11 protein-coding genes are annotated in these 10832 nt (G+C 68.0%); 9 read left to right on the top strand and 2 right to left on the bottom strand.

What is annotated here, in order from left to right; translation table 11 throughout:
• Nucleotides 1–134: 134 nt before the first annotated feature.
• Nucleotides 135–659 (bottom strand): DUF2505 domain-containing protein, encoded by a 525-nt coding sequence (locus ACLP9N_RS26475; RefSeq protein ID WP_442410163.1) that lies wholly within the window; start codon nucleotides 657–659, stop codon nucleotides 135–137.
• A 26-nt stretch (nucleotides 660–685) separates the two neighbouring features.
• On the opposite strand from ACLP9N_RS26475, the gene ACLP9N_RS26480 reads away from it, so the two are divergent.
• Both ACLP9N_RS26480 and ACLP9N_RS26485 read left to right on the top strand, forming a co-directional pair.
• Nucleotides 686–1777: a UDP-N-acetylmuramate dehydrogenase gene (locus ACLP9N_RS26480; RefSeq protein ID WP_442410164.1), complete on the top strand. Its 1092-nt coding sequence runs from the start codon at nucleotides 686–688 to the stop codon at nucleotides 1775–1777.
• A gap of 56 nt (nucleotides 1778–1833) precedes the next feature.
• On the top strand, nucleotides 1834–3204 hold the full coding sequence (locus ACLP9N_RS26485) for a L,D-transpeptidase (protein ID WP_442410171.1): 1371 nt from the start codon (nucleotides 1834–1836) through the stop codon (nucleotides 3202–3204).
• Here ACLP9N_RS26485 and ACLP9N_RS26490 read toward each other — a convergent pair.
• Nucleotides 3188–3937 carry an SDR family oxidoreductase gene (locus tag ACLP9N_RS26490; RefSeq protein ID WP_442410165.1) on the bottom strand — a complete coding sequence of 250 codons (750 nt, stop codon included), beginning with the start codon at nucleotides 3935–3937 and terminating at the stop codon, nucleotides 3188–3190. The two genes, ACLP9N_RS26485 and ACLP9N_RS26490, sit on opposite strands and share 17 nt — an antisense overlap.
• Nucleotides 3938–4194: 257 nt before the next feature.
• On the opposite strand from ACLP9N_RS26490, the gene ACLP9N_RS26495 reads away from it, so the two are divergent.
• From ACLP9N_RS26495 to ACLP9N_RS26525, 7 genes are all read left to right on the top strand, one after another.
• Complete coding sequence (locus ACLP9N_RS26495) at nucleotides 4195–5427, top strand: ROK family protein (RefSeq protein ID WP_442410172.1); 1233 nt, start codon at nucleotides 4195–4197, stop codon at nucleotides 5425–5427.
• Between the two features lie 57 nt (nucleotides 5428–5484).
• Nucleotides 5485–6840, top strand: coding sequence for a D-inositol-3-phosphate glycosyltransferase (mshA, locus tag ACLP9N_RS26500; RefSeq protein ID WP_442410166.1), 1356 nt, complete (start codon nucleotides 5485–5487; stop codon nucleotides 6838–6840).
• A 106-nt stretch (nucleotides 6841–6946) separates the two neighbouring features.
• Nucleotides 6947–7462, top strand: a complete 516-nt coding sequence (locus ACLP9N_RS26505) for a YbjN domain-containing protein (RefSeq protein ID WP_442410167.1) — start codon at nucleotides 6947–6949, stop codon at nucleotides 7460–7462.
• Between the two features lie 31 nt (nucleotides 7463–7493).
• Nucleotides 7494–8243: a phosphoglyceromutase gene (locus ACLP9N_RS26510; protein WP_442410168.1), complete on the top strand. Its 750-nt coding sequence runs from the start codon at nucleotides 7494–7496 to the stop codon at nucleotides 8241–8243.
• 152 nt (nucleotides 8244–8395) lie between these two features.
• Nucleotides 8396–9619, top strand: coding sequence for a sensor histidine kinase (locus ACLP9N_RS26515; RefSeq protein ID WP_442410169.1), 1224 nt, complete (start codon nucleotides 8396–8398; stop codon nucleotides 9617–9619).
• A 49-nt stretch (nucleotides 9620–9668) separates the two neighbouring features.
• Nucleotides 9669–10352 carry a two-component sensory transduction protein RegX gene (regX, locus tag ACLP9N_RS26520; RefSeq protein WP_085235602.1) on the top strand — a complete coding sequence of 228 codons (684 nt, stop codon included), beginning with the start codon at nucleotides 9669–9671 and terminating at the stop codon, nucleotides 10350–10352.
• A gap of 19 nt (nucleotides 10353–10371) precedes the next feature.
• Nucleotides 10372–10722 (top strand): hypothetical protein, encoded by a 351-nt coding sequence (locus ACLP9N_RS26525; protein WP_442410170.1) that lies wholly within the window; start codon nucleotides 10372–10374, stop codon nucleotides 10720–10722.
• The last annotated feature ends 110 nt before the right edge of the window (nucleotides 10723–10832 follow it).

Genomic DNA, 10832 nt, shown 5'->3' on the forward strand with positions numbered 1-10832 from the left:
GCGACGATGCGCGCCGCTGTGCGGCGTGAGGAGGAGTTGGGCAATTGGGCCTAGGCCCGGCGACGATGCGCGCCGCTGTGCGGCGTGAGGAGGAGTTGGGCAATTGGGCCTAGGCCCGGCGACGGGCGGCCAACTCAGGCGCGGCTGTCGAGCCACATCGTGGTGAAGCGTTGTTCCTCCGCCACCAACGTGGTCAATTGTGTTCCAACGAGATTCTCCAGCTTGCCGCCGATCAGCGGGATACGGACATGGACGGTCATCTGGACGTCCAGCCTGGTGCCACCTGACGCTGCGAGCGAAGAGAGCACGGCGGTACCCGCGACGCTCACCGGAGAGTTGAGGATGGATCCCCGAATGAAGGCCGTTGTGGTCCCATCGGTGAGCGGGCTCCAGGTCTCCTCGCGCCTGACGCACAGATCGCCGCGGTGCACCTGAGTGACCACGCCCGGCAGGTTGTGACGGTGCATTACTTGCAGGGTGACCACATCGATGGTGCCGTCGTTTCCGGATTCACCACCGACCCGCAACGACTCCAGCTTCGATTCGTCGACAGAGGAATACTCGAGCCTGGCGAGCCAGTAGTCGGCCTCGGTGAAGGCCCGGTGAATCTCCAGGACGCTGCCGTGGTAGTCGGCGGACACGTCGAATGAACGCGGCATAGCAGGCCAGGCTACCGTTACGGGCCATGAATCAGAGCGCCGCCGGCTCGCTCTTCGCCGGTGTGCACGTCGCCGAATCGGTGCCGCTGGCGCCGCTGACCACGATCCGGATCGGGCCGGTCGCACGCCGGGTCATCACCTGTGCCACCAGCGACCAGGTGGTCGCCGTGCTGCGGCAGCTGGACGCTCAGGCCCAGAGCCCACTGGTGATTGCCGGCGGCTCCAACCTTTTGATCGCCGATACCCTGACCGACCGGACCGTGGTGCGGTTGGCCAACAACGCGATCACGGTCGACGGCAACCTGGTGCGCGCGGAGGCGGGCGCGGTCTGGGACGACGTGGTGATCAGCGCGATCGAGCACGGTCTGGGCGGGCTGGAATGCCTGTCCGGCATCCCCGGATCGGCCGGGGCCACGCCGGTGCAGAACGTGGGAGCCTACGGCGCGGAAGTGTCCGACACCATCACCCGGGTCAGGCTGCTGGATCGCAGCAGCGGCGAGGTGCGCTGGGTTCGCGGCAGCGAGTTGGGCTTCGGCTACCGGACCAGCGTGCTCAAGCATCCCGGCGGCCTCGAGATTCCCGCCGTGGTGCTGGAGGTCGAGTTTGCGCTGGACGCGAGGGGTCGTAGCGCGCCGTTGCGCTACGGCGAGCTGACGGCCGCGCTCGATGCGGTCAGCGGCGAGCGCGCCGACCCGCAAGCGGTTCGTGAGGCCGTGCTGGCCCTGCGTGCCCGCAAGGGCATGGTGCTCGACGCTGCCGACCACGACACCTGGAGCGTCGGGTCGTTCTTCACCAACCCGGTGGTCGCTGCGGAGGTCTACGAGCGGCTGGCCGGCAGGATCGACGGGTTCGATGGAGAGGTGCCGCACTATCCGGCACCGGACGGCGTCAAGCTGGCCGCCGGTTGGCTGGTGGAGCGCGCGGGCTTCGGCAAGGGCTATCCGGACGACGATGCTCGCTGCCGGCTGTCCACCAAACACGCGCTTGCTCTGACCAACCGCGGCGGTGCCACAGCCGAGGACGTGCTCACACTCGCCCGCACCGTCCGCGACGGCGTCCGCGACGTGTTTGGTATCACACTCAAACCCGAACCCGTCCTGGTTGGGTGCGTGTTGTAGCGGCGATTTTGGCGCGAAAACGCCTGGGCACGGCGCGTTGTGGCGGGGCGGCAGGCATTTTGGGGCCGTCGCGCCCGGTATCTTTGGATGTCGTGAACACCTCCAGCGCTTCGAACGGACAGGGGCCGATCAATCGGCGCCTGGCCCTGGCGGCGCTTGGGGTCGGGGTGTTTGCGCCGACCGTCTTGGCGGCCTGCTCGCCCAAATCGATCACGCAGGCGGTCAAGCCGACGCCGCCATCACCCCACCTGACGTTCCAGCCGGCTGACGCGGCCGCCGACGTGGTACCGGTCGCGCCGGTCAGCGTCCAGGTCAGCGACGGCTGGCTGCAGCACGTCGCGCTGACGAGTTCGTCCGGGAAGGTCGTGGCCGGCGCGTTCAACCAGGACCGCACCGTCTACACGATCACCGAACCGTTGGGGTACGACGCGACCTACACGTGGAGCGGCTCGGCCGTCGGCCACGACGGCAAGGCGATGGCGCTGAAGGGCAAGTTCAACACCGTGACGCCTACCAAGAAGATCGGCGGGGGCTTCCAGCTGGCGGACGGCCAGACCGTGGGAGTCGCGGCGCCGATCATCATCCAGTTCGACGCACCGATCAGCGACAAAGCCGCCGTCGAGAAAGCTCTCACCATCACCACCGACCCGCCCGTCGAGGGCAGTTGGGCGTGGCTGCCCGACGAGGCGCAAGGCGCCCGCATCCACTACCGCTCCCGCGTGTACTACCCGGCGGGCACCAAGGTCAACGTCGACGCCAAGCTCTACGGGGTGCCGTTCGGCGACGGCGCCTTCGGCGACCAGGACATTTCGTTGCACTTCCAGATCGGCCGGCGGCAGGTCGTCAAAGCCGAGGTCACGTCGCACCGCATCCAGGTGGTCACCGACGCGGGCGTCATCATGGACTTTCCGTGTAGCTACGGCGAGGCCGACAAGGCGCGCAACGTGACCCGCAACGGCATTCACGTGGTCACCGAGAAATACTCCGACTTCTACATGTCCAACCCGGCCGCCGGCTACAGCAATGCTCACGAACGCTGGGCGGTGCGGATCTCCAACAACGGCGAGTTCATCCACGCCAACCCCATGAGCGCGGGCGCGCAGGGCAACACCAACGTCACCAACGGCTGCATCAACCTGTCGACGGGTGACGCCCAGGAGTACTACAGCAGCGCGATCTACGGCGACCCGGTTGAGGTGACCGGCAGCTCGATCCAGCTGTCCTACTCCGATGGCGACATCTGGGACTGGGCCGTCGACTGGGATACCTGGGTGGCGATGTCGGCGCTGCCACCCCCCAACGCACATCCGCCGGCAAGTCAGATTCCGGTAACCGCGCCGGTCACACCGTCGACCGCGCCCAGCTTGTCGGGCACGCCCACGACCACGACCCCGACAACCACAGCGACGTCTAGCCCCGGCGGTTAAACCGGCCCGCTGACGCTTGGTCGCGCGGCCGGATGATGATCTGGTCCAGGTTGACGTGGGAGGGCCGCGAGGCCACGAACCCGATCACCTCGGCGACGTCGCCTGCCGTCAGCGGTGTGATGCCCGTGTAGACGGCGCCCGCGCGCTTCTGGTCGCCGTCGAAGCGGACCAGAGAGAACTCGGTTTCGACTGCGCCCGGGGCGATCTCGGTGAGCCGCACCGGCTTTCCCAACAGCTCGCCGCGCAGTGTCCGGTGCAGCGCACCCTGGGCGTGCTTGGCCGCCGTGTAGCCGGCGCCGCCGTCGTAAACCTCCATCGCCGCGATCGAGGTGATGGTCACGATCAGGCCGTCGCCGGAATCGATCAGCTTGGGCAGCAGCGCTCGGGTGACCCGCAACGTGCCCATTACGTTGGTCTCCCACATCCATCGCCAGTGCTCCACGTCCGCGTCGGCGACGAACTCCAGTCCGCGTGCTCCGCCGGCGTTGTTGACCAACACATCGACCCGGCCCAACTCGTTCGCCAGCGCCGCCACCGCGTCGTCGTGTGTGACGTCGGCCACAACGGCGGTTCCGCCGATCTCGTCGGCCAGCGCACTGATCCGGTCTCTGCGACGCGCCACGGTGACCACGTGAAACCCAAGGGCCGCAAGGGTTCTGGCGGTCGCCTCGCCGATTCCGGAACTGGCTCCGGTTACCACAGCAACTCGTGCGTTTCGATCGGATGAAGTCACCCAGACAACTCTAATAAACGTGCTAAATTTCTCCTGTGCATCACAGGGCCTTGTTCAACACCACGGCCGCGTGCCTTTCCGCGGCCTGTGAGTGTTATTGCCGCGCACTTTGCCGCGCCTGACTTTCAGCAAGTGCGGCCAAGACCGGCCATAGGAACTCGGATCAAAGGACGCCCGTGCGCACCACTGCTCTTACCCACCATTCATCCCTCCGCGCAGCCGGCCACAAGGGCCAGCTGCGGTCACACCGCCAGATCATGCCGCCGTCGCTGCACCTGTCAGACTCAGCGGCGGCAACGGTCTTCCGTGCCGTGCGGTTGCGCGGCCCGGTTGGCCGTGACGTCATCGCCGGGGTCACCTCGCTAAGCATCGCGACGGTGAACCGCCAGGTCATCGCCCTCCTCGAGGCCGGTCTGCTGCGCGAGCGCGCCGACTTGGCGGTCTCCGGGGCCATCGGGCGCCCACGCGTGCCCGTGGAGGTCAACCACGAACCCTTCGTGACGCTGGGCATCCATATCGGCGCGCGAACCACCAGCATCGTGGCTACCGACCTGTTCGGCCGCACGCTCGACACGGTCGAGACCCCGACACCGCTCAATGCGGCGGGGCCGGCCCTGGCGTCGCTGGCCGACAGCGCCGCGCGGTACCTGAGGCGCTGGCATCGGCGCCGGCCGCTGTGGGTCGGCGTGGCCATCGGTGGCGCCGTCGACAGCGCCACCGGGCATGTCGACCACGCCCGGCTGGGCTGGCGGCAGGCACCAGTGGGGCCCGTGCTGGCCGACGCGCTGGGTCTGCCGGTGTCGGTGGCATCCCACGTCGACGCGATGGCCGGCGCCGAGCTGCTGCTCGGCATGCGGCGGTTCGCGCCGAGCTCACCGACTAGCCTGTACGTCTACGCCCGCGAAACGGTGGGCTACGCGCTGGTGATCGGCGGGCGAGTGCATTGCCCGGCCAGCGGCCCCGGCACGATCGCGCCCCTGCCGGTCCACTCCGAGCTGCTCGGCGGCACCGGCCAGCTGGAGTCCACCGTCAGCGATGAGGCGGTTTTGGCCGCCGCGCGCCGACTGCGGGTTCTGCCCGGCGCACCGACAACCCGTACCGGCGGGTCCGCCACCGCGATCACCGACCTGCTGCGGGTGGCTCGGGCCGGCAACCGGCAGGCCACGGAGCTGCTGGCGGAGCGGGCCCGGGTGCTGGGTGAGGCGGTCGCGCTACTGCGTGACCTGCTCAATCCCGACGAGCTGGTGGTCGGCGGCCAGGGATTCACCGAATACCCGGAGGGGATGGAGGAGGTGGCCGCGGCGTTCACCGCACGCTCGGTGCTGCCGCCGCGCGACATCCGCGTCACTGTCTTCGGCAACCGGGTACAGGAAGCCGGGGCGGGGATTGTCTCGCTGGGCGGGCTCTACGCCGATCCGCTGAGCGCGATGCGCCGCGCCGGAGCACTGGATTCGCGGCTGTCCGACGCCGCCCCGGAGTCTTCTGCTTAACCACGCGCGACCCGCACGTTTGAGCCGCTTGGACACCGGTCCTGTAAAGATGACAGTGTGCGGCGTGACGACAGTTTCCTGCCATCGAATCGAACCGTTGCCGCAGTGAATGCGCCGCGCCGGGTCGCGGTGGTGGCGGTACACACCTCACCGCTGGCCCAGCCGGGCATCGGCGACGCCGGCGGCATGAACGTCTACGTGCTGCAGAGCGCGCTGCACCTGGCGCGCCGGGGCATCGAAGTGGAGATCTTCACCCGGGCGACCGCGTCCGCCGATCCGCCGACCATCCGGGTGGCGCCCGGCGTGCTGGTGCGCAACGTGGTGGCGGGACCGTTCGAGGGCTTGGACAAATACGACCTGCCCACCCAGCTGTGCGGGTTCGCGGCCGGGGTGCTGCGCGCCGAAGCGGCCCACGAACCGGGCTACTACGACATCGTGCACTCGCACTACTGGCTGTCCGGCCAGGTCGGGTGGCTGGCCCGCGACCGGTGGGCGGTGCCGCTGGTGCACACCGCGCACACGCTGGCCGCGGTGAAGAACGCCGCGCTGGCCGAGGGTGACGCTCCCGAGCCGCCGCTGCGCACGGTCGGCGAGCAGCAGGTCGTCGACGAGGCGGATCGGCTGATCGTCAACACCGATGATGAAGCGAGACAATTGATTTCGCTGCACCATGCCGATCCCGCGCGAATCGACGTGGTGTATCCCGGTGTCGATCTGGACGTGTTCCGCCCGGGGGATCGGCGGGCTGCCCGGGCCGCGCTGGGACTCCCGCTCGAGGACCCGCTGGTGGCCTTCGTCGGACGCATCCAGCCGCTGAAGGCGCCCGACATCGTGCTGCGCGCCGCCGCGAAGCTGCCGGGGGTGCGCGTGGTGGTGGCCGGCGGCCCGTCGGGCACCGGTCTGTCCTCGCCGGACGGCCTGGTGCGCCTCGCCCACGAACTCGGCATCAGCCAGCGGGTGACATTTTTGCCGCCGCAGTCCCGCGCGGACCTGGCCACCTTGTTCCAGGCGGCCGATCTGGTTGCGGTGCCGAGTTATTCGGAGTCGTTCGGGCTCGTCGCCGTCGAGGCGGAGGCCTGCGGCACACCGGTGGTGGCGGCCGCGGTCGGCGGGCTGCCGGTCGCGGTGCGCGACGGGATCACCGGCGCCCTGGTCGCCGGGCATGAGGTCGGTCAGTGGGCCGACGCGCTCGACCAGCTGCTGCGGCTGGGCGCGCCGCAGGCGCAGGCGATGAGCCGCGCCGCCGCCGCACACGCGGCCACGTTCTCCTGGGAACACACCACCGACGCGCTGCTGGCCAGCTATCGGCGTGCGATCCGCGACTTCACCGCCGAGCGGCAGCGCCGGTTTCGCGACCGGGCGTCGATGCGCAAGCCCCGCCGGTGGGCCTCGCGCCGCGGTGTGGACGCGTGACCATGACCCCGCGCGCCGGCGACGATGCAGAGCGGAGCGATGAGGTGGGGGCACGCCCCCACAAGTGGGAGGTACCCCCACCCGCTTGCGGGGGAGAGCGGCACCGATGACCTCCGTGCAGGCCGTGATCGAGGATGCGCTGCAGGCCAGCCAGCTGAGCTACTCGGAACACCCGGGCGCGCACGGCGGGCCGTCCGGGCTGGTCGTGGAGCTGCCCGGCGAGCGCAGGCTCAAGACCAGCACGATCCTGAGCATCGGCGAGCATTCCGTGCGCGTCGAGGCGTTCGTCTGCCGCAAGCCCGACGAGAACCACGAGGGCGTCTACCGATTCCTGCTCAAGCGCAACCGCCGGCTGTACGGGGTCGCCTACACGCTGGACAACGTCGGCGACATCTACCTGGTGGGTCGGATGTCGCTGGCCTCCGTCGACGCCGACGAGATCGACCGGGTACTCGGGCAGGTGCTCGAAGCGGTGGACTCGGACTTTAATACGTTGCTGGAGTTGGGTTTTCGGTCCTCGATTCAAAAAGAGTGGGAGTGGCGAGTGTCTCGCGGGGAGTCGCTGAAGAACCTGCAGGCGTTCGCGCACTTGATCGACGACGAGGAGGATGACCCGGGATGACTCAGGGCGGGTGCGTGAGAGACTAGCCGGCATGGGAGACACTGCCACGCTGGTGCTGCTCCGCCACGGCGAGAGCGAATGGAACGCCCTCAACCTGTTCACCGGCTGGGTCGACGTCGGGCTGACCGAAAAGGGCCGGGCAGAGGCGGTGCGAAGCGGCGAGCTGATCGCCGAGCACAACCTGGCGCCCGATGTGCTCTACACGTCGCTGCTGCGACGCGCGATCACCACCGCGCACTTGGCCCTGGACACTGCCGACCGGCTGTGGATTCCGGTGCGGCGCAGCTGGCGGCTCAACGAGCGCCACTACGGCGCGTTGCAGGGCCTGGACAAGGCCGAGACCAAGGCGCGCTACGGCGAAGAACAGTTCATGGCCTGGCGGCGCAGTTACGACACGCCGCCGCCGCTGATCGAAAAGGGCAGCGAGTTCAGCCAGGACGGCGATCCGCGTTACGCCGACATCGGCGGCGGCCCGCTGACGGAATGCCTGGCCGACGTGGTGGCCCGGTTCCTGCCGTATTTCACCGACGTGATCGTGCCGGACCTGCGGTTCGGTAAGACGGTGCTGATCGTCGCGCACGGCAACTCCTTACGCGCGCTGGTTAAGCACTTGGACCAGATGTCTGACGACGAGATCGTCGGGCTGAACATCCCGACGGGCATTCCGCTGCGTTACGACTTGGACACCGATATGCGCCCGGTGCTGCCCGGCGGTACCTACCTCGACCCGGAGGCGGCCGCCGCCGGTGCCGCCGCGGTAGCTAATCAAGGACGCGGGTAAAGTCGTCGCAGTGTCGCCCGAAGGGCGAGAAACCCCTGTTTTCCAAACATCCCATGAACAGCAGCGGAACACCTGTAGCGCAAAGTGTGACTTGTCCGATTTTGGCCTCGCTCCGCTAGGGCGGCGTTCACCGGATTTGTAGGATTTTGATTGTGACTGTGTTCTCGGCGCTGTTGCTGGCCGGGGTGTTGTCGGCAGTGGGTCTGGCCGTAGGTGTTGCGGTCGGAACCCGGCTGTCGCAGCGGGTAGTGGTGCGCCGCCAACGGGTGGCCTCCGAGTGGGCGGGGATCACCGTCTCGCAGATGCTGGAACGCATCGTCGCGTTGATGCCACTGGGCGCCGCCGTCGTCGACACCCATCAGGACGTGGTTTACCTCAACGAGCGGGCCAAAGAGCTGGGGCTGGTGCGCGACCGGCAGCTCGATGACCAGGCCTGGCGGGCCGCGCAGCAGGCGATGGGTGGCGACGACGTCGAGTTCGACCTCTCACCCGGACGGCGCCCGGGTGGCGGCCGGCCGGGGCTGTCGGTGCACGGGCATGCCCGGCTGCTGAGCGAGGAAGACCGCCGCTTTGCCGTGGTCTTCGTCCATGACCAGTCCGACTATGCGCGCATGGAGGCGGCTAGGCGTGACTTCGTGGCCAACGTCAGCCATGAGCTCAAGACCCCGGTCGGCGCCATGGCCTTGCTCGCCGAGGCGCTGCTCGCTTCGGCGGACGACGCCGACACCGTGCGCCGGTTCGCCGAAAAGGTGCTCATCGAGGCAAACCGCCTGGGAGACATGGTCGCAGAGCTGATCGAGCTGTCCCGGCTGCAGGGGGCCGAGCGGTTGCCCAATGTGACCGATGTTGAAGTCGATAGCATTGTGTCCGAAGCGATTTCACGCCACAAGGTAGCTGCCGAAAACGCCGATATCGAGGTTCGCACCGATGCGCCAAGCGGCCTGCAGGTGCTGGGGGACCAAACCCTACTGGTGACCGCGCTGGCCAATCTCGTGTCCAATGCGATTGCCTATTCGCCACGCGGATCACTGGTCTCGATCAGCCGTCGCCGCCGCGGTGACAACATCGAGATCGCCGTCACCGACCGCGGTATCGGGATCGCGCTCGAGGACCAGGAGCGGGTCTTCGAGCGGTTCTTCCGGGGAGACAAAGCGCGTTCGCGCGCCACCGGCGGCAGCGGGCTGGGGCTGGCCATCGTCAAACACGTGGCGGCCAACCACAACGGCAGCATCGGCGTGTGGAGCAAGCCTGGAACCGGTTCGACGTTCACGTTGTCCCTGCCGATGTATCAGGACGTGAGCGAGCATCCCGAGCAACCGCAGGGCCGTGAGATACGGTCCAATAGGTCACAACGAGAGGAAGAACTAAGTCGATGACCCGCGCACACGACGCTGCAGAGCGCAGCGATGAGAAGGAGTCGCGACGATGACCAGTGTGATGATCGTGGAGGACGAGGAGTCGCTGGCCGATCCGCTGGCGTTTCTGCTCCGCAAGGAGGGCTTTGAGGCCACGGTGGTGACCGACGGGCCGTCGGCGCTCGCCGAGTTCGACCGCGCCGGTGCTGACATCGTGCTGCTCGACTTGATGCTGCCCGGCATGTCCGGCACCGACGTGTGCAAGCAGCTGCGGGCCCGTTCCAGCGTGCCGGTGATCATGGTGACCGCGCGCGACAGCGAGATCGACAAGGTGGTCGGTCTGGAGCTGGGCGCCGACGACTATGTGACCAAGCCCTATTCGGCACGTGAGTTGATCGCCCGGATCCGGGCGGTGCTCCGCCGTGGCGGCGACGACGACTCCGAGATCAGCGACGGAGTGCTGGAGTCCGGGCCGGTGCGGATGGACGTCGAGCGCCACGTCGTTTCGGTCAACGGCGACACGATCACGTTGCCGCTCAAGGAATTCGACCTACTCGAATACCTGATGCGCAACAGCGGGCGGGTGCTGACCCGCGGCCAGCTGATCGATCGGGTGTGGGGCGCCGACTACGTCGGCGACACCAAAACCCTTGACGTGCACGTGAAGCGGCTGCGGTCCAAGATCGAGGCCGATCCGGCCAATCCGGTGCACCTGGTTACGGTGCGCGGGCTGGGCTACAAGCTGGAGGGTTAGCCAACCCGGAGTCAATGACGTGGTTGCGGTCGGTGCGCTGGTCGTCGTCGACGATCTCCGTCCGGCGCAGTGGCTTACTGAGAGCATCCGCGGCTTTGCGGTGGACGTCGGGTCGCTCGTCCCGGCCACTTTCGGCGCCTACGCGCGTGTTTTGCACCCCGCCTACAACGACGGTGAGCGGGTGAGCTGGGCGCAGATCGCCCGCGCGAACGACCGAATCGCGCACCCGCAGATGCAGTTCAACCGCCTGATCGGTTACGCATCGCGATACAGCCCTGGGTACCCCGACAGACAGCCCGGCATCTTCGACGAAGCACCGGCGGTGGGGACGCTGCCCCCTGATGTGGCCGCACCGCTAGGACGCTGCTGATGTAGTGCCCTCTGCGGGGCGGGTTGCCGGTGTGGTTGGTGTGCCCGAAGTGGTGTGTGGTGGACGGCATTGTTGGTCGAGGTGCTGGTACTGCCTGGCGGTCGGGTCCG

Origin of the sequence: Mycobacterium sp. (assembly GCF_052144515.1) — a bacterium.
Lineage (GTDB): Bacteria > Actinomycetota > Actinomycetes > Mycobacteriales > Mycobacteriaceae > Mycobacterium.

Bases quoted from the DNA above. Each gene is read 5' to 3' on its own strand.
- ACLP9N_RS26475 (WP_442410163.1), bottom strand. From the start codon at position 659: ATGCCGCGTTCATTCGACGTGTCCGCCGACTACCACGGCAGCGTCCTG.
- ACLP9N_RS26480 (WP_442410164.1), top strand. From the start codon at position 686: ATGAATCAGAGCGCCGCCGGCTCGCTCTTCGCCGGTGTGCACGTCGCC.
- ACLP9N_RS26495 (WP_442410172.1), top strand. From the start codon at position 4,195: ATGCCGCCGTCGCTGCACCTGTCAGACTCAGCGGCGGCAACGGTCTTC.
- ACLP9N_RS26505 (WP_442410167.1), top strand. From the start codon at position 6,947: ATGACCTCCGTGCAGGCCGTGATCGAGGATGCGCTGCAGGCCAGCCAG.
- ACLP9N_RS26510 (WP_442410168.1), top strand. From the start codon at position 7,494: ATGGGAGACACTGCCACGCTGGTGCTGCTCCGCCACGGCGAGAGCGAA.
- regX (WP_085235602.1), top strand. From the start codon at position 9,669: ATGACCAGTGTGATGATCGTGGAGGACGAGGAGTCGCTGGCCGATCCG.